Annotated in this window: 24 protein-coding genes; 11 read left to right on the top strand and 13 right to left on the bottom strand. The window is 67.3% G+C overall.

Going from position 1 to position 23607, the window contains the following annotated elements; genetic code table 11:
* Together cysK and B9N75_RS01750 are read right to left on the bottom strand one after the other, a co-directional pair.
* Complete coding sequence (cysK, locus tag B9N75_RS01755) at positions 1-918, bottom strand: cysteine synthase A (protein WP_085217242.1); 918 nt, start codon at positions 916-918, stop codon at positions 1-3.
* A complete protein-coding gene (locus tag B9N75_RS01750) occupies positions 915-2249 on the bottom strand; it encodes an MFS transporter (protein ID WP_085217241.1) in 1335 nt (444 codons plus the stop codon). The genes cysK and B9N75_RS01750 overlap by 4 nt, the downstream gene beginning before the upstream one ends.
* Before the next feature lie 216 nt (positions 2250-2465).
* Between B9N75_RS01750 and B9N75_RS01745 the strand changes: the two genes are divergently transcribed.
* Positions 2466-4196, top strand: coding sequence for a DUF885 domain-containing protein (locus B9N75_RS01745; protein WP_085217240.1), 1731 nt, complete (start codon positions 2466-2468; stop codon positions 4194-4196).
* Here B9N75_RS01745 and B9N75_RS01740 read toward each other — a convergent pair.
* From B9N75_RS01740 to B9N75_RS01725, 4 genes are all read right to left on the bottom strand, one after another.
* Entirely contained in the window at positions 4193-5065 is an 873-nt protein-coding gene (locus B9N75_RS01740; protein ID WP_085217239.1) for an alpha/beta fold hydrolase, read from the bottom strand. The genes B9N75_RS01745 and B9N75_RS01740 overlap by 4 nt on opposite strands.
* Before the next feature lie 92 nt (positions 5066-5157).
* A complete protein-coding gene (locus B9N75_RS01735) occupies positions 5158-6747 on the bottom strand; it encodes a TPM domain-containing protein (protein ID WP_085217238.1) in 1590 nt (529 codons plus the stop codon).
* Positions 6748-6763: 16 nt separating this feature from the next.
* On the bottom strand, positions 6764-7651 hold the full coding sequence (locus B9N75_RS01730) for a DUF3667 domain-containing protein (RefSeq protein ID WP_085217237.1): 888 nt from the start codon (positions 7649-7651) through the stop codon (positions 6764-6766).
* 29 nt (positions 7652-7680) lie between these two features.
* A complete protein-coding gene (locus tag B9N75_RS01725) occupies positions 7681-9951 on the bottom strand; it encodes an ATP-dependent helicase (protein WP_085217236.1) in 2271 nt (756 codons plus the stop codon).
* A 55-nt stretch (positions 9952-10006) separates the two neighbouring features.
* On the opposite strand from B9N75_RS01725, the gene B9N75_RS01720 reads away from it, so the two are divergent.
* Complete coding sequence (locus B9N75_RS01720) at positions 10007-10411, top strand: GFA family protein (RefSeq protein WP_085217235.1); 405 nt, start codon at positions 10007-10009, stop codon at positions 10409-10411.
* Positions 10408-10740: a tRNA-binding protein gene (locus B9N75_RS01715; protein WP_085217234.1), complete on the top strand. Its 333-nt coding sequence runs from the start codon at positions 10408-10410 to the stop codon at positions 10738-10740. Before B9N75_RS01720 ends, B9N75_RS01715 begins: the two co-directional genes overlap by 4 nt.
* Here B9N75_RS01715 and B9N75_RS01710 read toward each other — a convergent pair.
* The 4 genes from B9N75_RS01710 to B9N75_RS01695 all read right to left on the bottom strand — a co-directional run bounded on the left by B9N75_RS01710 (position 10737) and on the right by B9N75_RS01695 (position 13274).
* A complete protein-coding gene (locus tag B9N75_RS01710; protein WP_085217233.1) occupies positions 10737-11474 on the bottom strand; it encodes a hypothetical protein in 738 nt (245 codons plus the stop codon). The genes B9N75_RS01715 and B9N75_RS01710 overlap by 4 nt on opposite strands.
* Positions 11475-11513: 39 nt before the next feature.
* Positions 11514-11804, bottom strand: coding sequence for a hypothetical protein (locus B9N75_RS01705; protein WP_157123643.1), 291 nt, complete (start codon positions 11802-11804; stop codon positions 11514-11516).
* A 67-nt stretch (positions 11805-11871) separates the two neighbouring features.
* Positions 11872-12393, bottom strand: coding sequence for a 16S rRNA (guanine(966)-N(2))-methyltransferase RsmD (gene rsmD / locus B9N75_RS01700; RefSeq protein ID WP_085217232.1), 522 nt, complete (start codon positions 12391-12393; stop codon positions 11872-11874).
* Entirely contained in the window at positions 12390-13274 is an 885-nt protein-coding gene (locus tag B9N75_RS01695; RefSeq protein ID WP_244552398.1) for a pseudouridine synthase, read from the bottom strand. The genes rsmD and B9N75_RS01695 overlap by 4 nt, the downstream gene beginning before the upstream one ends.
* 108 nt (positions 13275-13382) lie before the next feature.
* On the opposite strand from B9N75_RS01695, the gene B9N75_RS01690 reads away from it, so the two are divergent.
* Complete coding sequence (locus B9N75_RS01690) at positions 13383-13826, top strand: response regulator (protein ID WP_244552397.1); 444 nt, start codon at positions 13383-13385, stop codon at positions 13824-13826.
* Here the strand turns inward: B9N75_RS01690 and B9N75_RS01685 are convergent.
* Positions 13823-14962 carry an aromatic ring-hydroxylating oxygenase subunit alpha gene (locus tag B9N75_RS01685; protein WP_085217229.1) on the bottom strand — a complete coding sequence of 380 codons (1140 nt, stop codon included), beginning with the start codon at positions 14960-14962 and terminating at the stop codon, positions 13823-13825. The two genes, B9N75_RS01690 and B9N75_RS01685, sit on opposite strands and share 4 nt — an antisense overlap.
* 132 nt (positions 14963-15094) lie before the next feature.
* Here B9N75_RS01685 and B9N75_RS01680 point away from each other — a divergent pair, with 132 nt between their 5' ends.
* Positions 15095-16435 (top strand): AmpG family muropeptide MFS transporter, encoded by a 1341-nt coding sequence (locus B9N75_RS01680; protein WP_157123874.1) that lies wholly within the window; start codon positions 15095-15097, stop codon positions 16433-16435.
* A gap of 87 nt (positions 16436-16522) precedes the next feature.
* On the opposite strand, the gene B9N75_RS01675 is transcribed toward B9N75_RS01680, so the two are convergent.
* Both B9N75_RS01675 and B9N75_RS01670 read right to left on the bottom strand, forming a co-directional pair.
* Positions 16523-17851 (bottom strand): bifunctional folylpolyglutamate synthase/dihydrofolate synthase, encoded by a 1329-nt coding sequence (locus B9N75_RS01675; RefSeq protein ID WP_085217227.1) that lies wholly within the window; start codon positions 17849-17851, stop codon positions 16523-16525.
* Positions 17851-18651 (bottom strand): DUF4163 domain-containing protein, encoded by an 801-nt coding sequence (locus tag B9N75_RS01670; protein ID WP_085217226.1) that lies wholly within the window; start codon positions 18649-18651, stop codon positions 17851-17853. Before B9N75_RS01670 ends, B9N75_RS01675 begins: the two co-directional genes overlap by 1 nt.
* A gap of 207 nt (positions 18652-18858) precedes the next feature.
* On the opposite strand from B9N75_RS01670, the gene B9N75_RS01665 reads away from it, so the two are divergent.
* The 6 genes from B9N75_RS01665 (at position 18859) to uvrC (ending at position 23573) form a co-directional block, all read left to right on the top strand.
* Entirely contained in the window at positions 18859-19176 is a 318-nt protein-coding gene (locus B9N75_RS01665; protein WP_085219348.1) for an AtpZ/AtpI family protein, read from the top strand.
* 36 nt (positions 19177-19212) lie between these two features.
* A complete protein-coding gene (locus tag B9N75_RS01660) occupies positions 19213-19998 on the top strand; it encodes a F0F1 ATP synthase subunit A (protein WP_085219347.1) in 786 nt (261 codons plus the stop codon).
* Between the two features lie 42 nt (positions 19999-20040).
* Positions 20041-20268, top strand: a complete 228-nt coding sequence (locus B9N75_RS01655) for a F0F1 ATP synthase subunit C (protein ID WP_085217225.1) — start codon at positions 20041-20043, stop codon at positions 20266-20268.
* A gap of 102 nt (positions 20269-20370) precedes the next feature.
* The gene (locus tag B9N75_RS01650) at positions 20371-20865 is read left to right on the top strand and encodes a F0F1 ATP synthase subunit B family protein (RefSeq protein WP_085217224.1); all 495 of its coding nucleotides are present in this window, start codon (positions 20371-20373) and stop codon (positions 20863-20865) included.
* Positions 20858-21496 carry a F0F1 ATP synthase subunit B family protein gene (locus B9N75_RS01645; RefSeq protein ID WP_085217223.1) on the top strand — a complete coding sequence of 213 codons (639 nt, stop codon included), beginning with the start codon at positions 20858-20860 and terminating at the stop codon, positions 21494-21496. Before B9N75_RS01650 ends, B9N75_RS01645 begins: the two co-directional genes overlap by 8 nt.
* A 154-nt stretch (positions 21497-21650) precedes the next feature.
* A complete protein-coding gene (uvrC, locus tag B9N75_RS01640; RefSeq protein WP_085217222.1) occupies positions 21651-23573 on the top strand; it encodes an excinuclease ABC subunit UvrC in 1923 nt (640 codons plus the stop codon).
* Positions 23574-23607 lie beyond the last annotated feature (34 nt).

Here is a 23607-nt window from a genome sequence, read left to right as displayed (position 1 = left end):
CTATTCGGGCAGGAAGTCCGGCACCGACAGGTAGCGCTCGCCGGTGTCGTAATTGAAGCCCAGCACGCGGCTGCCTGCGGGCAGCTCCTTCAGCTTCTGCGCGATCGCGGCAAGCGTTGCGCCCGAACTGATCCCGACCAATATCCCTTCTTCACTCGCCGCCCGGCGCGCCATGTCCTTGGCGTCGGCTGGATCGACTTGAATCACCCCATCGATGGCATCCATGTGCAGGTTGCCGGGTACGAAGCCAGCGCCGATGCCCTGGATCGGGTGCGGGCCGGGATCGCCGCCCGACAGCACCGGTGACAGAGTCGGCTCCACCGCGAACACCTGAAGCTTCGGCCAGCGTTTCTTGAGCACTTCGGCGCAGGCTGTGATGTGCCCGCCGGTGCCGACGCCGGTGATGATCACGCCCGGCGGCGTGTCGGCGAAATCGCGCGCGATCTCCTCCGCCGTGGTCCGCACATGGACGTCGATGTTCGCGGGATTCTCGAACTGCTGTGGCATCCAAGCGCCGTCGGTCTCCGCGACGATCTCCTCGGCGCGGGCGATCGCGCCTTTCATCCCCTTTTCCTTGGGCGTCAGATCGAAGGTCGCGCCATAAGCTAGCATCAGCCGGCGGCGCTCGAGGCTCATGCTCTCCGGCATGACGAGGACGAGCTTGTAGCCCTTGACCGCGGCGACCATCGCGAGGCCGATGCCGGTATTGCCGCTGGTCGGCTCGACGATCGTGCCGCCGGGCTTGAGCTTGCCGGATTTCTCTGCGTCCTCGATCATCGCCAGCGCGATGCGGTCCTTGATCGATCCGCCGGGATTGGCGCGCTCGGACTTCACCCACACCTCGGCGTCGCCGAACAGGCGGTTGATGCGGATATGCGGCGTGTTGCCGATGGTCTCCAGGATGTTTGCGGCTTTCATGGCAGTCCTTTCTCGGCTTTGGGATCGAGCCCCGCGACCAGCGGGGGAAGTTCGACGTCGGGACGGTCCTTGCCCGGATCCTTCATCAGGCTTGCGGCATCGGGCGCGACGAAACGGTCGGCGCGGCGCAGCGACGGGAAGGCCCAGGCGCAAAGGCCCGTGGCTGCGACGGCGAGCGCGCCGCCGCCGACCACCGCGGCGACCGGGCCGACCGCGGAGCCGGCGAGCCCGGCGCGGAACTCGCCCAACTCGTTCGACGCGGAGATGAAGAGACCAGAGACGGCGGAGACGCGGCCGCGCATCGCATCGGGCGTGTGTAGCTGGATCAGCGACTGGCGGACGTAGACGCTGATCATGTCCGACGCGCCGATGACGAAGAGCGCGGCAAGCGACAGCCACATCACGCGGCTTTCGCCGAAGACGATGGTGGCGAGCCCGAAGATCGCGACGCAGACGAACATCTTGGCGCCTACCCGGCGCTGGATCGGACGGCGGGCGAGGATCAGCGCGGTGAGCGCCGCGCCGACCGCAGGCGCGGCGCGGAGCGCACCGAGCCCTTCCGATCCGACATGGAGGATGTCGCGCGCGAAGACTGGGAGCATCGCGGTCGCGCCGCCGAGCAATACCGCGAAAAGATCGAGCGTGATCGCGCCCAGCACGATCTTGTTGTTGCGGACATAGGCGAGCCCTTCGATCACTGCGCGCAAGGGCCGCGACGCGCCGGCCTTGCCGAGCGGGATGGGGCGGATCATCAGCATTGCGACGAAGGCGACGGCGTAGAGAAGGGCCGAGGCTTCGTAGGGAAGGGCGATGCTGAGCGCATAGGCGCCGCCGCCGATCAGCGGGCCGGCGACCGCGCCTGCCTGCCAGGCGATCGAATTGAGCGCGATGGCGCTGGGCAGCAGCGCGGGCGGCACGATGTTGGGCGCGATGGCGCTCAGCGCCGGCCCGGCGAAGGCGCGGCCGATGCCGAGCGCCACGGCGACCGCGAACAGCGGCGCGAGCGACATCGCATCGAGCCAGACGAGCGCGGCGAGCGCCGCGGCACAGATCAGCTCCAGCCCGATCGCGGCGCGGACGATCCAGCGTCGGTCGATCCGGTCGGCGATATAGCCCGCCGCGAGCGTCAGCAGGAACAGCGGCAGGAATTGCGCGAGGCCGACCATGCCGAGCCAGAAGCTCGCCTCGCGGATCGACATGGTGAGGCGCGCGATGTCGTAGACATGGATGCCGAGCACCACGACGAGCATCGTGTTGGCGATCGTGCTGGTGAGCCGCGCCGCCCAGAAGAAGCGATAGTCGCGGAACTGGAAGGGCGAGGTCTCGGCCATCGGCCTTGGCACTTAGGCGCGCGCCGTCGCTGCGGCAATGGCGCCCGCCGCCCGGCGGCGCCGATTGGAAGGAAGATGCACGCCAGCGACATCGCCGTGCATGTTTCTTTCGCGCACCCCCGATCGCGCGCAATCGGCGTACGGCTACAACGGCTTGCGCGCCGGATTTAAAAGGCGTCTATGGCGCGCGGTCCCGCCGATCGAAGGAGCTGCCCCATGCGTTCCCGTCTGCTGCTTGCCGCCTGCCTCTCCGCCCTCGCCGTCACCGGTTGCGCCACTCCGGGCGTTGATCGGCCAGCGCAATCCGCCGCCGCCGCCAATGCCAATTGGGCGCGGTTCGTCGACGGCTTCACCGAAGGATACTTCCGGCACAATCCCGCCTTCGCCATCTATCAGGGGCGGCATGAGTATGACGGGAAGATGGCCGACTGGACGCCGGCCGGCCTCAAGGCATCGTGCGAGTTCCTCAAATCCTCGATCGCCGCAGCGCAGGCGTTCGATCCTGCTTCGCTCAGCGAGGAGCAGAGGTTCGAGCGCGACTATCTGATGGCGCGCGCAAGGGGCGATCTGTTCTGGCTCGACACCGCCGAGCAGCCCTTCACCAATCCGTCTTACTATCTCGGCGCCGGGCTCGATCCCTCGGTCTATGTGACGCGGCCCTACGCCTCCGCCGACGTGCGGTTGAAAGCTTACATCGCCTATCTGAAGGCGATCCCCGCGGCGGCGCAGCAGATCCGCAAGAACCTGCGCACCCCGATGCCGCTGAGCTTCATCGATTACGGCAAGTCCGCGTTCGGCGGCTTCGCGGAATATTATCCGGGCGACGGGCGCAAGGCGTTCGCCGAGGTGCAGGACAGGGCGCTGCAGGCGGAGCTGGACCGAAGCTCGCGCGCCGCGGCGCGGGCGATGAAGGGCCTGGCCGACTGGCTGGAGACGCTACGCCCGAGCGCGACGCAAGATTTCGCGCTGGGGCCGGAGCGCTTCTCACAGATGCTGCGCGCTACCGAGATGGTCGATCTGCCGCTGAGCGAACTCGAAGCGATCGGCGAGGCGGATCTCCGCCGCAATCAGGATGCGCTTCGCCAAGCCTGCGCACGCTACGCGCCCGGCGCGACGATGCAGGCGTGCATGGACAAGATGGGCGCACACAAGCCGGAAGGCGGCGTGGTCGAGGAAGCGCGGCGCCAGCTCACCGAATTGAAGGCGTTCGTCGCGGCCAAGGATCTGGTCACGATTCCCGGCACCGAGGAGGCGCAGGTCGAGGAGGCGCCGCCCTACAACCGTCAGAACTTCGCCTATATCGACATCCCCGGCCCGTTCGAGAAAGGGCTGCCCTCGGTCTATTATATCGCGCCGCCCGATCCTGCCTGGTCGCCCGAGGTGCAGGCCGGGTTCGTGCCAGGCAAGGCGGATTTGCTGTTCACGTCGGTCCACGAGGTGTGGCCGGGCCACTTCCTCAATTTCCTCCACTCCAACCGATCGCCGTTCACTTTCGGCAAGCTGTTCGTCGGTTATGCCTATGCCGAGGGCTGGGCGCATTATACCGAGGAGATGATGTGGGACGCGGGGCTGGGCAACGGCGATCCCGAGACGCATGTCGGGCAGCTTTCCAACGCCTTGCTGCGCGACTGCCGCTATCTCTCGGCGATCGGGATGCACAGCGGGCGGATGACGCAGGAGCAGTCCTACCGGCTGTTCCGCGATCAATGCTATCAGGACGAGGGCAATACGCGGCAGCAGTCGGCGCGCGGCACCTATGATCCCGCCTATCTCAACTACACGATGGGCAAGCTGATGATCCGCAAGCTGCGTGACGACTGGACCGCCTCACGCGGGGGGCGGCGCGGCTGGAAGGAGTTCCACGACCGCTTCCTGAGCTACGGCGGCCCGCCCATCCCGCTGGTGCGCCAGCAGATGATGGGCGGGGACGCGAAAGCGGCGTTCTAGTCCGCGGTTTCGTAGCTGCGCTGGCCGGCTTCGGCGACGGTGCGGTCTTCCGACAGGAAGTTGAGCAGATCGCCGATCAGCCGGTCCTTGGCGGTGGCGAACAGGCCGTGCGGCTCGCCGTCATATTCGATGAGCTTCGCGCCCGAGATCGCCGCCGCCGCCGGGCGGCCGGTGGCGTCGATTGGCACGGTCTTGTCGCCGGTGCCGTGGATGACAAGCGTCGGCACGTTGAACGATGCGAGATCGCCGCGGAAATCGGTCGTGGCGAAGGCTTCGGCGGCCTTCAGCGTCGGCATCAGTCCGGCCTGCATCGCCATCGTCCAGGCATGATCGAGCACGCCGTCGCTCACCGGGTGGGACATCATGCCGACGCCGTAGAAATCCTTGAAGAAGCCGCGGAAGAAGTCCGCGCGGTCCTTCTTGATGCCCGCGCCGATCTGATCGAACACGCTCTGGTCGACGCCCTCGGGATTGTCGTCGGTCTTGAGCATATAAGGCACGATCGATCCGATCAGCGCCGCCTGGCTGACGCCTTTGCCGCCGTGGCGCGACATGTAGCGCGCGACCTCGCCGCCGCCCATCGAGAAGCCGACTATCGCGGCGCCGCGCTCGATGTCCGCAGCCTCGATCACCGCGGCGAGATCATCGGCAAACGTGTCGTAATCATACCCCTCGCACGGCTGCTCGCTCCGGCCGAACCCGCGACGATCGTAAGCGATGACGCGATAGCCGTTCTCGACCAGAGAATTGGATACGTCGTCCCAGCTATCCGCATTGAGCGGCCAGCCATGGATCAGGATCACCGGGCGGCCGTCGCCCCAGTCCTTGACGTAGATTTCGGTGCCGTCATCGGCTTCGACATAAGGCATGGGGGATCTCCGCTGGAATATGGAGACTGGGGAACGCGCGGGACGGCAAGCGTGTCCGGGATGCAGCAAAAAGGCCGCAAGCCGCGGGCGCGTCACAGCGCGTCGTAGCTGAACAGCCAGAGCGCGGAAGCCTGCTTGTCCTTGTCGCCGGTGCGCTGGAGGCGGCCGACGAGGGTGTAGCGCTGGCCCTCGCGGATTTCGCCCGAAGGCATTAACCCGGCGAGGCGCGGCGATACGTAAAGGATCACCGGATAGCCGTCGTCGGTCATCAGGCTGACCGCCTTGTAGCCAAGCTCGCCGCCGACGATCTTGTCGTTGACTTGGCCGATGCCGGTCGGCGGATTGAGGCTGGTGATGCGCCCGTTAAGACGGAGCAGATTGCCGAGTGGCTGATCGGTATCCGGGTTGAACGGCCGTTTCACCTGCATCCGCTCATTGTTGACGCGGTCGTAGTGGGCGAGAAGCTGGCCGAGAGTCTGGAACTGGATCGTCCACTTCGTCTGCGACGCATTGGCGAGCGTCAGGCGGAAGATCTGGATAAGATTGTCAGTCCACTGCAGGCACCCATCTGCATCGTCGCAATACGGCCATGCGGCATCGATCCAGGTGAGCAACTGACGCTCGGGGTTGGAGAATTCCGCCTCCTTCGCGAAGCCCGGGCCGAAGGCGACCGCGGCCTGGCGCTGGCGCGGCGCAACAACCGCGACCCCGCCGTTGCCGACATCGAGCTTGCCGACGCGCAGCTGGCGCATCATCGCCCAGGCATAATCCTGCGCCGACATGCCCTTGAGATCGTTGACGACGAGGATCGCGAACTCCGCTCCGGCATCGCGCGCGAGCGTGTAGAGCTGCTGGTCGATCGCCTTGGCGCGCGCGGGATCAAGCTTGCCAGTCTCGTCATAGACGAATCGGCCATATTTGAACGGGATCGAGCCGGGGGCGGGAAGCGCGCGGGCCGGGCCGGCGGTGATGACGGCGGGCGTCTGCGTGGGCTGCACGGCCGCGCCCGAGCAGTCCGCACCGCCACCCTGGCGGCAGGATTCGGTCCAGCCCTGGCGGATCGCATCGGCACGCGCCGCCTTGGCGGGGTGGGTCGGGCTGGCGTGATCCGAGCCCACCGCGAGAATCATGCGCGTTGCGTCGGCGAGCGGTGCGCCCATCTTGTGCAGCACGAAGCCGCTGAACTTGTCCGCCTCCAGCTCGATCTCTGGGCGGCTGCCGCCCGGCGTGATGGTATGGCCGGAAAGATGATGCGCGATCTCGTGCGCCATCACGCTCATCGGACCCCACGGTGTTCCGCCCGCCTGCTGCTGCGCCGCGGTCATGAAGCGCGGGTTGAACGCGATGACGCGGCGGGGGATGCGCTGATCGTCGAGCAGGATCACCGCGGCGGCATTGTCGACGGGCCCGGAAACGACGGTGAAATTGGCAGGAAGGCCGGTGAAGCCCATGATCCGCTTCACCGCGAGCGAGCAGTCGTCAGGCGCCGCACCGGTCAATTCGCCCGGCGGCGCCTCGACCGGGCGGCCGTCGTAGGAGCAGGCCTGCAGCGTCGCGGCGATCGCCTCGACCCGGTCCGCGTCGGTCAGCTTGCCCTTCGACTGGCCGACTTCCGGCGCGTCGCAACCGCCGAGCAGGGCGGCGCCCGCCGCAGCCGCCGTGGAGAGAATGCGCAGGCCCATATCTTGCCTCCTCACGTCATAGGCTCACCAGCCACAGAATCGCCATCGCATAGAGCCGGAGCAGCGCCCAACCGAGCGCCAGGTAAATGAGGCAGGCCGACAGCAGACGCAGCCAGTCCGTTCTGAGATCGAGCAGGAAGAATTGCCGGTAAGCCGCTGCGACGATGAGCAGCTTCACCAGCGGCACATAATATTGCGACGCCGCCTTGTGCCACAGCACGAACTCCGGGCTGCGCCAGACAAGCGTCGGCAGCAGGTTGACGATGATGAAGGCGAGGATGAGGATCTGGCAATAGACCGCCAGCACCGCATGCTCGATGGCATTATAGCCGAGCCGCCGGCCGAACCCAATCCAGCTTCCAAAGAAGATCGCGAAAATACCGATCGAGAAGGACCAGTTTGCATAGGCCATTACCCGCTCGGCCATCCGATCGACCTCGCTGTCGCGGCCCGGGAAGGCGTAATGTTCGAAGTAGCGATTGGCGGCGAGCACCAGCACGAGGATCGCGACGAGCGCGATGAGCAGGGTGAGCGGATGCATGTGCGCGCTACGCCGCCCCATCACATATTCGCGCGCAACGGCGCCGGGGGCGAGGATCAGCCGGCCGATGGTGCGCGCCGAGCGGATTTCGAAGAAGCGCAGGCGCTCCCATGTCTCCTTGCCGAGATCGCGCCAGACGAAACGCTTCGCTTTCTTCTGTCCGCATTGGGGGCAATGCGGCGTCTCCACCACCGCGCCGCAATTGCGGCAGACCGGCGCCGCGAACCAGGAAGGGTCGACGGGTACGGGAGGGATCGGGGGAACGGCCCCGGCGTCGCGAACGATCCTGTCGGTCCAGCGGAAGATCGGCAGAAACTCCTGAACGATCGCCGGGTGCGGCCGACAATAACGCCAGCCCGGCACGTTCCGTTCCGCCCGCGCAACGGCGGCGCTCAGGCGAGTGAGACGAAGCTGTCGAGGACGCGTTTGCGGCCGGCGTGTTCGAAGTCGATCTCCAGCTTGTTGCCTTCGATCTCGGCGATGGTGCCGTAGCCGAACTTGCTGTGGAACACGCGCTGGCCGAGTTCGACGTCGGAGCGGCCGCGATTGCCCAGGCTGATCGCGCTCGCCCGCGCCTCGACCACGCGCGGCGCGGTCCGCTCGAACCCGCCGGACATAGCGCGCTGCCAGCCGGGGCCGCGGGTGTTGCCGCGCGCGACGTCGGCGAAGGGATCGGCGCGCTCGGACCAATTGGCGCGCCACAGGCTCTCGCCGCCGGTCATCGTCGTTTCCTGGTCGACATGCGCATCGGGCAGTTCGCCGACGAAGCGCGAGGGGATCGACGAGGTCCACTGGCCATAGATGCGGCGATTGGCGGCGTGGAGGATGACGCAGCGGCGCCGCGCGCGGGTGATCGCGACATAGGCGAGGCGCCGTTCCTCCTCGAGGCTCGCATTGCCGCCCTCGTCGAGCGCGCGCTGCGAGGGGAAGACGCCTTCTTCCCAGCCGGCGAGGAACACGGTATCGAACTCCAGCCCCTTGGCGGCATGGATGGTCATGATCGTCACCTTGTCGGTGTCGGCCGCCGCGTCATTGTCCATGACCAGGCTGACATGCTCGAGGAACGCGCCCAGCGTCTCATATTCCTCCATCGCGCGGGCAAGCTCGGTGAGATTCTCGAGCCGGCCGGCGCTTTCGGCCGAGCGATCGGCCTGGAGCATCGCGGTATAGCCGCTTTCGTCGAGCACCAGCCGCGCCAGTTCCGGATGCGGCAGCGCATCGAGCTGGCCGCGCCAGCGCGCGACGTCGCCGACGAAATTGCCGAGGCTGCGGCGCGCCTGCGGGGTCAGCTCGTCGGTGTCGAGCATCTGCGCGGCGGCGGAGAGCAAGGGCACACCGGTGGCGCGGGCGAAGCCGTGGATCTTGGCGATCGCCTTGTCGCCGAGACCGCGCTTGGGCGTGTTGACGATCCGCTCGAACGCCAGATCGTCCGCCGGCTGCGCGATGAGGCGAAGATAGGCGAGCGCGTCGCGGATTTCGGCGCGCTCGTAGAAGCGGAAGCCGCCGACGATGCGATAGGGAAGGCCGATCGCGATGAACCGGTCTTCCAGCTCGCGCGTCTGGAACTGCGCGCGGACCAGGATGGCTACCCCGTCGAGCCGCGTGCCGCGCCGCTGCGCGCTCTCGATCTCCTCGCCGATGCGGCGCGCCTCCTCGGGCCCATCCCAGACGCCGATCACCTGCACCTTGTCGCCGGCGTCATGCTCGGTCCACAAAGTCTTGCCCAGCCGCCCGGCATTGTTGGCGATGACGCCCGACGCGGCGGCGAGGATGTGCGGGGTGGAGCGATAATTCTGCTCCAGCCGGATGATCTTGGCGCCGGGGAAATCCTTCTCGAACCGCAGGATGTTGCCGACTTCCGCGCCGCGCCAGCCGTAGATCGACTGATCGTCGTCGCCGACGCAGCAGATGTTCTTGCGCTCCTGCGCGAGCAGGCGGAGCCAGAGATACTGCGCTTGGTTGGTGTCCTGATATTCGTCGACCAGCACATATTTGAAACGCTGCTGATACTGATCGAGCACGTCGCGGTGGGTCCTCAGGATCACCAGCATGTGGAGCAGCAGATCGCCGAAATCACAGGCATTCAGCGCCTTCAGCCGCGCCTGATAGGCGGCATAGAGCGCGGCGCCCTTGCCGTTGGCATAGGCTTCGCTCTCCGCCGCATCGATCTGATCGGGCGTCCAGCCGCGGTTCTTCCAGCGGTCGATCAGCCCGGCGAGGCTGCGTGCCGGCCAGCGCTTTTCGTCGATGTCGGCGGCGGTGATGAGCTGCTTCAGCAAACGGAGCTGATCGTCGGTGTCGAGGATCGTGAAATTGCTCTGCAGCCCGACCAGCTCGGCATGGCGGCGCAGCATCTTCGCGCCGATCGCGTGGAAGGTGCCGAGCCACGGCATCCCCTCCACCACGGCGCCGACCAGCCGGCCAACGCGCTCCTTCATCTCGCGCGCCGCCTTGTTGGTGAAGGTGACGGCGAGGATCTCGCTGGGCCAGGCGCGGCGCGTGTGGACGAGGTGCGCGAGCCGCGCGGTGAGCGCCGCGGTCTTGCCCGTGCCCGCGCCGGCGAGCACGAGCACCGGCCCCTCGGTCGTCAGCACGGCCTCGCGCTGCGGCGGATTGAGGCCCGAAAGATAGGGCGGATCGGGCTGGGGGGCTGGCACGCTCACGGCCGAACAGGTAGGGAACGAACCGGCCGAGGGCAACAAGGGAAGGGCGCTTGCGATGGCGAAGAGCGGTGGATGCCAATGCGGAGCGATCCGCTACAGCGTCGAGGGCGATCCGGCGCATAGCGCCTTGTGCTGGTGCAATGATTGCCGCGCCTCGGCAGGCGCCCCGATGGTGCAGTGGACTTTGTTTCCGAAGGACGCGGTGACGATCGAGGGCAACCCGGTCTCCTACGAATCGTCGCCAGGCACGACGCGTCAGTTCTGCGGTGCGTGCGGGACGGGGCTGTTCTTCCTCAACGAGACGATCTTCCCCGGCCAGATCGACGTCCAAGGCGCGAGCTTCGACGATCCAGATGCCTATCCGCCCGGCATCCACATCCAGACCGCCGACGCGCCCCGCTGGCGCGAGGGGCTGGGTGCGATGCCCGCGTTCGACCGCTATCCGCCGATGCCAGAATGATCGACTTCGACCAATTCCTCGCGGTCGACATCCGCGTCGGCACGATCGTCGGCGTCGAACCCTTTCCGGAGGCTCGCAAGCCCGCGTTCAAGCTGCGCATCGATTTCGGCCCGGAGATCGGCGAGAAGAAATCCTCCGCGCAGATCACCGCGCTCTACACCGCCGAGGATCTGGTAGGCCGCCAAGTCGCCGCGGTCGTCAACTTCCCGCCGCGCCAGATCGGCCCCTTCATGTCTGAAGTCCTGACGCTCGGCTTCCCCGACGCGGACGGTGAAGTGGTGCTCGTCCAGCCCGAGAGAACAGTGCCGAACGGGGGGCGGCTGTTTTAGCGGTCCCGCGGCCGGCCGGTCCGGTTCCACGGCGGCGTTGCGGTCGAGGGTTTCCAGCACGGCTCAAGCACCGCCGCGAGTTCCTCCGCCCACACTGCGGGTGACCCATCAGCTAAATATCCTCGATATGTCGATGACCGCGCCATGCCCTCGAAGGTCACTGCAACCTGATCTGCGTGAACTATGATATTTATTGATCCGTCATCTCGATTGCCGTGGCGGCTGATCTCTTTGGGCACCCAGTTGAGCGATGCAGACTTGCCGAGAACAGTCGTCGCGTTGGGGCAGCTATGGAAATCCGTTTCGAGCCATTTGACGCCGAGCTTCGGAAGTAGTCGCGCAATTTTGGCGTGTTCGGTCGCATCCCGGCTGATCAGAGCTTCTACCAGCGCCTTTCCGCGCTGTCTCGGCCTGTCCATATCGGGCGTAGTCGACGCGCTGATCATGCGGGCGGTCAAGCGACCGCTGCATCTCTCCAGTGGCTGCGCGGCTGTAACGCATCCTCTGGCAATCGCAATCGAGTATACGGGATAGTCGTAATCGTCGCCAGTGTAGGCGATCCGGATATCAGAGGCATCCCGCCCCCTTTCGTAGAAGAAAAGCGCGGGATCGAATGCCATCCGATTGACGAGCTTCGTGACGATTTCCGTGTCAGACGGCGGCTCGGCCGATTTACCGGGCGCCGCGCTGGCCAAGCCCATCAATGTGCAGCACAGCAGTCCGATGTTCTTCATGTCCACGCCCCCGCGCGAAGTCGCGCCGGGTCAGTCTAGTCAGCGGAAGATGCCGACGGCAAGCTCCGCCCAGATGAGGAGGAAGGCGGCCGCGACGGCAGCGATTAGCAATACGCGCATGCGCCCGCGGCGGGTCCGGTGGATGGCGAGTTCGATGAGGGCGCCGGCGCCGCCGATGAGGAGCGCGGCGGCCAGGAAGTCTTCGGCGCCCCATTGCACTTCCGGCGTGAACTGCATCGCGACGAGCGCCAGGAGCAGGAGCAGCGCGGCGCTGCCCCACAGCAGCAAACGCCAAGGCAGGGCACCGGAGGCGGGTTGAGCGGTTCTCATCTGCATCTCTCCCGACGGGCTGGTGCTAAACACACCATGTCGCGGCCGGGTTGCAAGCGCTTTGCGGTCAGCCGGTGAAGCGCAGGAGGGTGATGCGGGCCTTGCCGTAGGCGCGGGTGGCTTCCGTGGTGAAACCGGGCACCTCGGGCGTTTCGCCCTTGCCGGTCTCGATCGCCGCCCAGCCGCCCGGCGCCAGCGAGACGTGGGCGAGGGCTTTCTCGCCCGCGCCGCTCCCATAGGGCGCGTCGGCGAAGGCGAGATCATAGGGCCCGCCCATGAAGCTCTCGATGCCCTGCGCGCGGATGTCGGCGTCGGCCTTCAGTTTGGCGATGTTCATGCGCAGCGCCGCGACCGCGGAGGGATCGCGCTCGACGAAGGTGCAATGCGCCGCGCCGCGCGACAGCGCCTCCAGCCCCAGCGCGCCCGATCCGGCGAAGAGATCGACCACCTTCAGTCCCTCGAACGTGCCGATCCGGCTGGCGAGCATTGAGAACAAAGCCTCGCGGACCCGATCGGTGGTGGGGCGGGTGGTGCCGCCCATCGGCGCGCTGATCGGCCGCCCGCGCCAGGTGCCCGCGATGATCCTCATCGCGCGGGGCCGCGGTGCGCCGGCGGGCGGGCGGGGCGGGCAGGGGCGGAGCGGGGAGAGTCGCTGCGGGGCGGGCCGCCGCGCGGTCTGCCCGGCGCCGGTGCAGCCCCTCCACCACGGCGCGGTGCGCCTCGGTCCCCGTCTCCGGGCCGGGACGGCTCTTCGAGCGATTTGCGGAATGCGACCAGATCGTGCTGGCGGATCTCGTCGACCGCGCCGACGGGCATGTCGGCGAGCGGGAAGGGGCCGTAGGCGGTGCGGATGAGGCGCGAGACCTGGAGGCCGAGATGCTCGAGCACCCGGCGTACCTCGCGGTTCTTGCCCTCGGTCAGCCGCATCTCCACCCAGCCGTTGCGGCCGGTGCGCCGTTCCATATTGGCGTCGATCGATCCGTAGCGGATGCCGTCGATCTCGATGCCGTGGATCAGGTCCTCGAGCGCGGACTGGCTGACCTCGCCGAAGACGCGCGCGCGATAGCTGCGCTCGACGCCGGTGGAGGGAAGCTCCAGCGCGCGCTTGAGCTCGCCGTCGGTGGTCAGCAGCAGCAGCCCCTCCGTGTTGAGATCGAGCCGCCCCACCGGCATCACCCGCGGCAAATCGCGGGGTAGCCGGTCGTAGATCGTGGGCCGCCCCTTGGGGTCGCGCGCCGCGGTGAGCAGCCCGGCGGGCTTGTGATAGCGGAACAGGCGGGCGGGCGCCGGCTCTTTCACCGGCTTGCCGTCCACCGTGACTCCGCGCAGCGAGGTGAGCAATGTCGCCGGCTTCTCGACCGGCTGGCCGTCGATGGCGATGCGCCGGTCCTCGATCATCCGCTCGATATCGCGGCGCGAGGCGACGCCCGCGCGGGCGAGCAATTTCGCGATCCTCTGGGGCTCCGCCACTTTCTCTCCTGCCCGGCCGCTCGCCGGAAAATTATTTCTGTTCGCCGCCCTAGCACGGGACACGCGGGGGCGATCACTCGTTACGCTTTCGAACCCGAATATGGGAGGATGGGAAGAGCGGTGCTGTTCGGCAAGCGTGTGCGTAGCGTAAAGCGTATCCTGATCGTCGAGGACGAGCCTTTGATCGCCTTCGACAGCGAGCATTGGCTCGGCGGCAAGGGCTATGAGGTCGTCGCCACCGTCGATTCGCTGGCGGCGGCGCGAGAGATCATCGCGGCCGAGCCGCTCGACCTCATCCTTACCGACATCGGCCTCAGCGGCGAGGGCACCGGCCTCGACGTGGCGCGCGCCGCGGGCGAGCAGGGCGTCGCTGTGCTGTTCGTCACCGGCCAGTTCCCCGAGGCCAACGAGCATCTCGGCATCGGTTGCCTCACGAAGCCCTATAGCGACGCGAGCCTGCTCGGTGCGATCGCGGCGATCGAGCGCAAGCTCAGCGGCCGCCGCGTCCGCAAGCTGCCCGCTGGTCTCCGGCTGTTCGAGACCGCGGTCTAGGCGAGCGCCAGTTCGACTTGGTCGTGAAAGACCTTGAGGCCCGCTTCCAGCGTGCCGCAGGTTACCTGGCTTACTGCGCCTGATGAAAGCCCTTCCTGGCCGAGCGCCGCGGCGCGGAAGTCCTCGCCGCCGAAGGTGCCTTCGTCGAGCAGCGTCCAGCTCTTCTGCCAATGCAGTTCGGCGTCCTCATCGGCCGGCGGCTCGGGGATGAGCATGAAATTCTCGACCAGGGTGCGGCCGACTTCGCGCGGCATCAGCGTCATCACGTTCACATAGTCGGGGCTGACCACGACCACCGTCGCCGGGAACAGCTGATAGGCGTAGGTGACGACGCGGCGCAGCGCGGGCCAGTCGCCGGGGTCGAGCGTGGACAGATAATCGGCGCGACCCACCGCGGAGCGCTGGTGGATGCCGATCCGGTCCGCCGCCGTCACGCCGTCCGCGAAGAACTTGCCGATCGTCGGCGCGTGCAGCCGCTGGACGTGATAGCTTTCCAGAAAGGCATCCATGATCAGCTTCCAGTTGGAAGCGACGTCGTGGACGCGGCGGCGGTAGAGATGGTGGCCGGCAAGGCCAAAGGCGTCGAACTCGGGCGCCAGCGCCGCCGCGGCGGCGAAATCGGCGGCGGCATCGCGCGCGAACCAGACTAGCCCACCCGCCTCGATGCTCGGCAGCTCGACCAGCCGCATCTCGGCCTTGTCCATGCCGGGAAAGGTGTCGGCGCGCGGCACGGTGGCGAGGCTGCCGTCCATCGCATAGGCCCAGGCGTGATAGGGGCAGACGATGCGCGGCGCGCAAAGCTCGGTGCCGCCCTCCAGCAACCGCGTGCCGCGGTGGCGGCAGACGTTGTAGAAGACGCGCGCCACCCCGTCCTTGCCGCGCGCGAGCAGCAGCGGCAGCCCGAACCCGTCGTGCGGCACCGCCATGTTGGGGCGGTGGAGCAGCGCCGAGGGCGCGATCACTTGCGGCAGCCGCGCGAAGATGCGCGCCTGCTCGGCGGCGAAGCGATCCGAGTCGGTGTAGACCGCGGCGGGAATGGTGGTGACGCCTTCCCCTAGGGCATTGCGGCCCGCGGCGATCTCATGCGCCAGCGCAAGCTGGCCCGGCGTCGGCTTCAGGCTGACGGGTGCGTCCATAGCGCGAAATGCTGCGCTGGCGGGGACCGATATGCAAGCCGCGCCCGGCGTGCCGCACGGGGCTAGGCGCGGGCTGAAAGCGCGATACAAGGGCGCATGGATCAGGTCGAACAACCGCGCGGCTGGCGCGCCATGCTTCCCGCGGGCGTCAGGCCCTATACCGAAACCGCGCCGCTCGCTGCCTTCTTCCTCGGCGTGTCGTCTGGCTTTCCCTATGCGATGATCGGCGCGACGCTGACGACGCGGCTGGCGCAGGACGGTATCGACAAGAAGAGCATTACCGCCTTCAGCCTCGCCTTCCTGGTCTACAACCTCAAATTCCTCTGGGCCTGGGTGGTGGACGGGGTGCGCATCCCGGTGCTCGGGCGGCTGGGGCAGCGCGTGTCGTGGCTGCTGCTGGCGGGCGTATTCGTCATCGCCGCGGTCGCAAATCTCGCGCTGGTGAACCCCTCGTCGAGCCTGCTCTACACGGCATATGCCGCGGTGCTGGTCGGCGTCGCGGGGGCGACCTTCGATATCGTCATCGATGCCTACCGAATCGAACTGTTGAAGCCCGAGCAGCTCGGCGTCGGCTCGGGCATGTCGCAATATGGCTGGCGGATCGGATCGGTCGCTGCCGGCGCGCTGGCGCTTATCCTCGCCGCGCGGGTGGGGTGGGAGATCGCCTATCTCGCCTGCGCCGCCTTCGCGCTGCCGGCGATGATCACCGGCCTCGTCGCCGGTGAGCCTGCGCGGCATCGCGAGCCCAAGGAGCGGCGCGGGATGATGGAAGCGGTGCGCGCGGTCTACGGCCCGTTCACAGAATTCTTCCGCCGCCAGGGTGCCTTCCTGGTGCTGCTGTTCATCCTGCTCCACAAGATCGGAGACACGCTGGCGAACCTGACGCTCCGCCTGCTGCTCGACGACATGGGCTACACCAACGACGAGATCGCGATCTACGACGTCGGCTTCGGCTTCTGGGCCTATCTGATCGGCATCTTCGTCGGCGGCATCCTCTATGCGCAGATGGGGATGAAGCGGTCGGTGCTGCTCAGCCTCGTGCTGATGGCCATCTCCAACGCCAGCTTCGCCGCGCTCGCCGCCGCCGGGCACAGCAATTGGGGGCTGGCGGCCGCGATCACCTTCGAGAATTTCGCCAGCGGCATCGGCGGCGTCGTCGTCATCGCTTATTTCTCGGCGCTCTGCGATCTGCGCTTCACCGCCTCGCAATATGCGCTGATTTCGGCCGCGGCGAGCATCGTCGGGCGGCTGCTCACCGGCACGACGGCCGGGGCGATGGTCGAATCCTTCGGCTATGTGAACTTCTATCTGTTCACCACCGTCATCGCAGTGCCCGGCATCCTGCTCTTCTGGGTGATGATGCGCACCGGGCTGGTCGACGCGTCGGTGGGGACGGCGGGCACGGTCGGCGCGGGCGATGTCCGCGCCGATCCGGAGGAAGCGGACGCGGCGGGAATACCCAAAGCGAGATAATCCCCGTCATTGCGAGCGTAAGCGAAGCAATCCAGTTCGCGGCCACTGGATTGCCGCGGCGCTGCGCGCCTTGCAATGACGGTATCTTCAGCCCGGCGCCTGGCCGTTCGCAGCGAGGATTTCTCCCGCCAAGTAGAGCGAGCCCATGATGAGGATGATCGGCGGATGGTCGCGGTCGGCGTGGCGGGCGATCCAGCCGAGTGCGGCGGTGGGGTCGGCATGCGCCATCGCCGCCATACCCGCTTCTCGCCCGCGCGCGGCGAGGTCGGCCGGCGCGTGATGCTCGTGGCCGGGCACCGGGATGGTGTGGAGTGTCATCGCCCGGCCGGCAAAGGGCTTGAGCACACCGGGAGCGTCCTTGTTAGCGAGCAAGCCGAAGATCATGTGGAACGGGCGTCCGGCGGGGACATGCGCGCGGAAATGGTCCGCCACCGCGCGCGCCGCGGCGGGGTTGTGGCCGCCGTCGAGCCACAGCTCCGATCCGCGCGGCAGGAGATTGGCGAGCGGGCCCGGGGTGAGCTTCTGGAGCCGCGCCGGCCAGTCGGCCCAGCCCATCGCCGCCTTCAGCGCCGATTCGGGCACCGCAACCGCATGCTGGTAGCGCAGCATTGCGACGGCGAGCGCGGCGTTGGACGCCTGGTGCGCGCCGGGGAGGCGGGGCAGGGGCAGGTGGAGGTCGCCGAAGTCGTCGCGATAGTGGAGCTTGCCGCCGCTCACGTCGGCATCCCAGCGCCCGCCGCGAGGCAGCCATTTGGCGCCCGCCTCGGCCGCGACCGTGGCGATCCGCTTGGCCACCGCCTCAGAATAGCGAAGCGTGACGAGCGGCGCGCCGGGCTTGGCGATCCCCGCTTTCTCTGCCGCGATGCCGTCGATGCGGTGGCCGAGAAAGGCCTGGTGATCGAGCCCTAGCTGCGCGATTCCGGTCGAGACGGGGGAGAGAACGACGTTGGTCGCGTCCAGCCGCCCGCCGAGCCCGACTTCGATAATCGCCGCGTTCGCAGGCGCGCGCGCGAAGGCGAGGAGGGCTGCGGCGGTGGTCACCTCGAAGAAGCTCGCGCCGATCCCGTCCGCGGCGTCGATCACTTCGGCGAGTAGCGCTGCGAGCTCATCGTCGTCGATCAGTTCGCCCGCGATGCGAATGCGCTCGTTGAAGCGGACGAGATGCGGGCTGGTGTAGACATGCGCGCTGAGCCCCGCCGCCTCGATCGCGGCGCGGAGGAATGCGCAGGTCGATCCCTTGCCGTTGGTCCCCGCGACATGGAACACCGGCGGCAGGCGGCGCTCCGGATTGCCCAGCCGATCGAGCAGCGCGGTGATCCGCTCCAACCCCAGCACATCGGTACCCGGCCCCAGCGCCCACAGCCGGTCGAGCTGGCGTTGGACGTCGGGGTCGTCGGACCGGGCGTGGTCGGCCATCAACGGTCGGAAAAGGACGCGGCGTAGGCGGGTTTCACCAGCCCGCGCACCGCCGCGGTCAGCGGCAGATCGATCTCATAGGTGCCTTCGGCATAAGGGCCGGCGACATAGGGGCCGATGATCGCCCGGAGCGCCGTGATGCGGCCGTCCTTGCCGAGCGCGGTGATCGGATTCTCCTTGAGCTCCGGGCAATCGCCGAACAGGCCGCCGATCGCGCCCGCATCCGGCCCGCGCCGCTTGGCGCGCTCGGCGTCGAGCGCCTTGCAAAAGTCCGGTTTCGCCGCCGCCAGCAGCTTGGGCCAGTCGGTGAACAGATCGGCCATATCGATCGTCTTGCCGGCCGCCTTGTCCCAGACGATCACCTCGTAGAACGGGGTGCCGTGCGCGCCGCCGGTATAGGTATAGCCCTCGCTTTCGAGGATCAGCAGTTGCGGCGTGTCGGTGCTGACGCTCCATGTCTTCATGAAGCTGTGACGGCGATAGGGGAAGCCGTCGCCCTCGCTCTGCTTCTTGTCGTCGGCGGCCGCGGCGGTGGCGGTGATCCGCTGCTTTTGCGCGTCGGTGTCGAGCTGGGTCTTCAGTGCCGGGATCGCCGCTGCGGCGCCGGGATAGGCATATTCGAACTCGAGCACCTCGTCGGTCTGCTTGACCGCGACGGGCGGCGCCTCGGGGGTGGGCGCGGGCGCCGGAGTCGCATCCGCCGCGGGGGTCGCGGCCACGTCGGGGGTTTTCTCCGGCTGCTCGGTCGCGGGGCCGGAGCAGGCCGCCAGCAGCAGCGCGGTCGCCAGTGTGATGCGCATCTCGGAAATCCTTTTCGTCGCCGTTCGCGCTCTTTTACCCCGCTGCCCCCGATCGGCGTCAACCGCGCCGAGCGGCGGGTGCACGCATGTTGACTCGGCACCGCCCCCTTCCTAAAGGGGCCTCGCCTTGGCGGGCGGGTCCGCCGGCATGTCCCTCGCCTTGATGAGACCTCGCCTGTGGCGGTGGGCCGCAAGGAGCCGAAGGACATGACGGAAGACACGCCAGGCCAGGATCCCCAGCGTAACACGGATGTGCGGCTTTCATCGCTCGATCAGCGGCTGAAGGAAGCACAGGCCGAAGAAGCGCTAAGAACGGCGAAGGCGCCGGCCCAGGATGCCAATTACCGGCAGGGCAGCCGCGTCCTCTCTTATCTTATCGGGGGTCCGCTGGGCGGGGCGCTGATCGGCTGGCTGCTCGACCGCTGGCTGGGAACGTCTCCCTGGATACTGCTCGTCATGCTGTTCCTCGGCATGGCGGCGGGCTTCAGGAGCATCATCAGGATTTCCAACGAACGCCCGGACTGATCTTCGGGCGTTTGGATTATGGACGGGGTTGAAAGCGTGGCGGCCGAATCGGGCAAGATCGATCCGATGCACCAATTCGAGGTGCAATCCATCTTCGACGGGTTCAATCTCGCGGGGCACCAGATCGCGTTCACCAATTCGGCGGCATGGATGCTCGCCACGGCGGCGCTGCTGTGGCTGTTCATGCTCGGCGGCATGAAGCGCCAGCTCGTCCCCGGCCGCTGGCAGGCCGCTGTGGAAGGCGTCACTGGCTTCGTCGAGAATATGCTGGCGACCAACGTCGGCCCCGAAGGCAAGAAATACGTGCCCTACGTCTTCTCGCTCTTCATGTTCATTCTCTTCGCCAACATACTGGGATTGCTGCCGCTGGGCGTGGTCGGGCTGCACCCGTTCACGGTCACCAGCCATCTCACCGTGACCGGCGTCCTTGCCATCGTTTCCTTCTCGATCGTGCTGATCGTCGGCTTCGCGCGGCACGGCTTCCACTTCTTCTCGCTGTTCGTGCCGCATGGCACGCCGGCGCTGATGGTGCCGCTCATCTTCGCGGTCGAGCTGATGAGCTTCCTTGTCCGCCCGTTCAGCCTCGCGCTGCGTCTCTTCGTCGCGATGACCGCGGGCCACATTCTGCTCAAGGTGCTCGCCGGCTTCGTCATCAACGGCCTCAATGCCGAGGCTTTCTGGGTCGCGCCGGTGGTCAGCCTGCCGAGCTTCATCCTGATGATCGGCATCAGCGTGCTCGAGCTGCTGGTCGCCGCCATCCAGGCATACGTCTTCGCGCTGCTGACCTCGCTCTACATCAACGACGCGGTCAACCTGCACTAAGTTTTCCAATCATCACCACGATTTACGAAGGGAGTTTTTAAAATGGACGCAGAAGCTGCAAAGCTGTTGGGTGCCGGCCTCGCGGCGATTGGCGTTGGCATGGCCGCGCTCGGCGTGGGCAATGTCTTCGGCTCGTTCCTCGAGAGCGCGCTGCGCAACCCGGCGGCCGCCGACGGCCAGCAGGGCCGCCTCTTCATCGGCTTCGCCGCCGCCGAGCTTCTCGGCCTGCTGGCGTTCGTCGTTGCGATGATCCTGCTGTTCGTCGCGTAAATCCTTGTCGAGGGTTGGGCTGTTCCCCGGCGCACGCCGGGGTCCGGTTCCGGCCCTCGTGCTGGACCCCGGCTTTCGCCGGGGAACGATAAGATCGGTACGATGCCCCAGATAAGCCAAATCTCGGAAATCTTCGCGTCGCAGCTCTTCTGGCTGATCCTCTGCTTCGGCTTCATCTATATGGTGATAGGCCGGGGGATGGTCCCGAAGATCGGTGCGACCGTGGAGGCGCGCGACAAGCGCATCGCCGACGATCTCGCCGCCGCGGAAGCCGCGCGCGCCGAGGCGGACGCGAAGGACGAGGCGTATCGGGCGACGCTGGCCGACAATCGCGCGGAAGCGATGAAGCTCACTGCCGCCGCGAAGCAGCAGGCCGCGCTCGCGACCGAGAAGCGCGTCGCTGCGGCGGACGGCGCGATCGACACGCGCGTTTCCGAAGCCGAGACGCGGCTGACCGCAGCCAAGAATGCGGCGCTGGCCGATCTCGAAGGCGTCGCTGCGGAAGCAGCGCGCGACATGGTCGCCAAGCTTTCGGGCGCGAAGGTGACCGATGCGCAGGCGGCGAAAGCGGTGAAGGCGGCGCTGGCCAATGGCTGAGGTTCAGGTGATCGATCCGAATGACGCGCTCGTCGCGCACAATCTGGCCGAAGTCTCGGTGCAGAAGGGCGACAGCATGCCCCACACCGGTGGCACGGCGCTGACCACCGCCGCGGCCGAGGGCGCGCACAATACGCCGCATGCCGAGCCTAAGGGCTTGGGGCTGGACGCGACCGTCTGGGTGTCGCTGTCGATGCTCGCGGTCATTGCGATCATGATCTGGAAGAAGGTGCCCGCCGCGATCGGCAAGGCGCTCGACAAGAAGATCGCCGGCATCCGCGAGCAGCTCGACGAAGCCGCCGCGCTCCGCGCCGAGGCCGAAGCGCTGCGTGCGGAATATGCCGCCAAGACCGCCGCCGCCGAGCAGGAAGCCGCGACCTTGCTTGAGCGTGCGCGTCACGAGGCTGAGGGCATCGTCGCGCAGGCCGAGAGCGACGCCGCCGCGCTGGTCGAGCGCCGCACGCGCATGGCCGAGGACAAGATCGCCGCCGCCGAGCGCGCCGCGGTGCAGGAAGTCCGCGCCAAGGCCGCTGACGCCGCCGCAGCAGCCGCGGCGGGGCTCATCGCCGAGCGTCATGACGCCAAGGCCGACAAGGGCCTGGTCGATCGCGCGATCGCCGGGCTGAATTAGTTTCCATAGCCGTCATGCTGAACTTGTTTCAGCATCCATTTTTGAGCCGCCACGGCGTCGCCAAGATGGACCCTGAAACAAGTTCAGGGTGACGCATGTAAAGTGGTGCCGGATGCGCAGTCTCGCGGTGGATTATCGCGCGCATCGCTCCTAAATCGCCCCGGTGAGCAGCTCCGACCGTTTCAGCGAAGAAAAGTCCGCCTATACGGTGCGCGGCAGCGACGCGCCCGATCTGGATGCGGGCGTGGCGGCGATCCGCGCGGTGGTGAAGACCCTGCCGGTGCGCCCCGGCGTCTACCGGATGACCGATGCCAAGGGCGACGTGCTCTACGTCGGCAAGGCGCGCGCGCTGCGCAACCGCGTCACCAATTACACCCAGGTCGCGCGGTTGCCCAAGCGGCTCCAGCGCATGGTCTCGCAGACCCGCGCGATGACCATCGTCACCACCAATACCGAGGCCGAGGCGCTGCTACTGGAAGCGCAGCTCATCAAGCGCTTCCGCCCGCCCTACAATGTGCTGCTGCGCGACGACAAAAGCTTCCCCTTCATCCTGCTGCGCGAGGATCATGCCTTTCCGCGCGTCCAAAAGCATCGCGGCGCGCGGCGCGCGAAGGGGCAATATTTCGGGCCTTTCGCCAGCGCCGGATCGGTGACGCGAACGCTGAACGCGCTGCAGAAACTCTTCCTGCTCCGCTCCTGCTCCGACAGCTTCTTCGCCAATCGCTCGCGGCCGTGCCTGCTCTACCAGATCCGCCGCTGCTCGGCGCCGTGCGTGGGGCGGATCGACGAGGACGGCTATGCCGAGCTGGTCGGCGACGCCAAGGACTTCCTCGCCGGCAAGTCGACCAAGGTGCAGGCCAAGCTCGGCAAGCTGATGCAGGCGGCGTCGGATGGTATGGATTTCGAGCTGGCTGCCATTTACCGCGACCGCCTTCGCGCGCTGACCTTCATCCAGGGCACGCAGACCGTCCATGCCGAGGGGCTGGGCGATGCCGACATCTTCGCGCTGGCGTGCAAGGGCGGGACGATGTGCATCCAGGCCTTTTTCATCCGCGGCGGGCAGAATTGGGGGCATCGCAGCTTTTTCCCGGCGCACACCAGCGACGTGCCCGAGGACGAGGTGCTGACCAGCTTCCTCACCCAATTCTACGAGGACGTGCCGCCGCCCAAGCTGATCCTGCTCGATCGCGAGCTGGAGGAAGCGGCGCTGCTGAGCGAGGCGCTCGGCGCGCACGCCGGGCGCAAGGTGGCGCTGAAGGTGCCGCAGCGCGGGCCGCACGTCCGTCTGATCAATCAGGCCAAGCGCAATGCGGAGGAGGAGCTCGACCGCCGCCTCGCCGAATCTGGCACGCAGGCGAAGAACCTGCGCGCGCTCGCCGAGCTGTTCGAGCTGGCCGAGCCGCCGCAGCGAATCGAGGTCTATGACAACAGCCATGTGATGGGGACGAACGCGGTCGGCGCGATGATCGTCTCCGGGCCGGAGGGGCTGCGCAAGAACGCCTATCGCAAGTTCAACATCAAGCGGCCCGAGACGGCGCCCGGCGACGATTTCGCGATGATGCGCGAAGTGCTGTCGCGCCGCTTCGCGCGGCTGGAGAAGGAGGATCCGGACCGGTCGCGCGGCGACTGGCCCGATCTGATGCTGATCGACGGCGGCAAGGGTCAGCTCTCGGCGGTGTGCGAGACGATGGAGGATGCTGGTGTCCATGATGTGCCGGTAGTCGCCATCTCGAAGGGGCCGGATCGCAATGCGGGCCGCGAGGTCTTCCACCTGCCTGGCGGCCGCGAGATTACGCTGCCGCCCAACGATCCCGTGCTGTTCTTCCTCCAACGGCTGCGCGACGAGGCGCACCGCTTCGCGATCGGCGCGCACCGCACCAAGCGCGCCAAGAGCATGACCACCAGCCCGCTCGACGAGGTTCCTGGCATAGGTCCCGGCCGCAAGCGCGCACTGCTCATGCACTTCGGCACCGCGCGCGCGGTGAAGAGCGCCGCGCTCGAGGATCTGGAAAAGGCGCCCGGCATATCGAGCGCGATGGCGCGCGGCATCTACGACTTCTTCCACCCGCGGGGCTGAACCCCTCCACCATTTCTTCACTTCCGTCGCCTAA

This window comes from Allosphingosinicella indica (assembly GCF_900177405.1).
GTDB classification, from domain to species: domain Bacteria; phylum Pseudomonadota; class Alphaproteobacteria; order Sphingomonadales; family Sphingomonadaceae; genus Allosphingosinicella; species Allosphingosinicella indica.
The sequence above is the reverse complement of the archived record's forward strand: the minus strand, read 5'-3'. Positions and strand labels throughout refer to the sequence as shown.

Bases quoted from the DNA above. Each gene is read 5' to 3' on its own strand.
- cysK (WP_085217242.1), bottom strand. From the start codon at position 918: ATGAAAGCCGCAAACATCCTGGAGACCATCGGCAACACGCCGCATATC.
- B9N75_RS01750 (WP_085217241.1), bottom strand. From the start codon at position 2,249: ATGGCCGAGACCTCGCCCTTCCAGTTCCGCGACTATCGCTTCTTCTGG.
- B9N75_RS01745 (WP_085217240.1), top strand. From the start codon at position 2,466: ATGCGTTCCCGTCTGCTGCTTGCCGCCTGCCTCTCCGCCCTCGCCGTC.
- B9N75_RS01740 (WP_085217239.1), bottom strand. From the start codon at position 5,065: ATGCCTTATGTCGAAGCCGATGACGGCACCGAAATCTACGTCAAGGAC.
- B9N75_RS01735 (WP_085217238.1), bottom strand. From the start codon at position 6,747: ATGGGCCTGCGCATTCTCTCCACGGCGGCTGCGGCGGGCGCCGCCCTG.
- B9N75_RS01720 (WP_085217235.1), top strand. From the start codon at position 10,007: ATGGCGAAGAGCGGTGGATGCCAATGCGGAGCGATCCGCTACAGCGTC.
- B9N75_RS01715 (WP_085217234.1), top strand. From the start codon at position 10,408: ATGATCGACTTCGACCAATTCCTCGCGGTCGACATCCGCGTCGGCACG.
- B9N75_RS01710 (WP_085217233.1), bottom strand. From the start codon at position 11,474: ATGAAGAACATCGGACTGCTGTGCTGCACATTGATGGGCTTGGCCAGC.
- B9N75_RS01705 (WP_157123643.1), bottom strand. From the start codon at position 11,804: ATGAGAACCGCTCAACCCGCCTCCGGTGCCCTGCCTTGGCGTTTGCTG.
- rsmD (WP_085217232.1), bottom strand. From the start codon at position 12,393: ATGAGGATCATCGCGGGCACCTGGCGCGGGCGGCCGATCAGCGCGCCG.
- B9N75_RS01690 (WP_244552397.1), top strand. From the start codon at position 13,383: ATGGGAAGAGCGGTGCTGTTCGGCAAGCGTGTGCGTAGCGTAAAGCGT.
- B9N75_RS01685 (WP_085217229.1), bottom strand. From the start codon at position 14,962: ATGGACGCACCCGTCAGCCTGAAGCCGACGCCGGGCCAGCTTGCGCTG.
- B9N75_RS01680 (WP_157123874.1), top strand. From the start codon at position 15,095: ATGCTTCCCGCGGGCGTCAGGCCCTATACCGAAACCGCGCCGCTCGCT.
- B9N75_RS01675 (WP_085217227.1), bottom strand. From the start codon at position 17,851: ATGGCCGACCACGCCCGGTCCGACGACCCCGACGTCCAACGCCAGCTC.
- B9N75_RS01670 (WP_085217226.1), bottom strand. From the start codon at position 18,651: ATGCGCATCACACTGGCGACCGCGCTGCTGCTGGCGGCCTGCTCCGGC.
- B9N75_RS01665 (WP_085219348.1), top strand. From the start codon at position 18,859: ATGACGGAAGACACGCCAGGCCAGGATCCCCAGCGTAACACGGATGTG.
- B9N75_RS01655 (WP_085217225.1), top strand. From the start codon at position 20,041: ATGGACGCAGAAGCTGCAAAGCTGTTGGGTGCCGGCCTCGCGGCGATT.
- B9N75_RS01650 (WP_085217224.1), top strand. From the start codon at position 20,371: ATGCCCCAGATAAGCCAAATCTCGGAAATCTTCGCGTCGCAGCTCTTC.
- B9N75_RS01645 (WP_085217223.1), top strand. From the start codon at position 20,858: ATGGCTGAGGTTCAGGTGATCGATCCGAATGACGCGCTCGTCGCGCAC.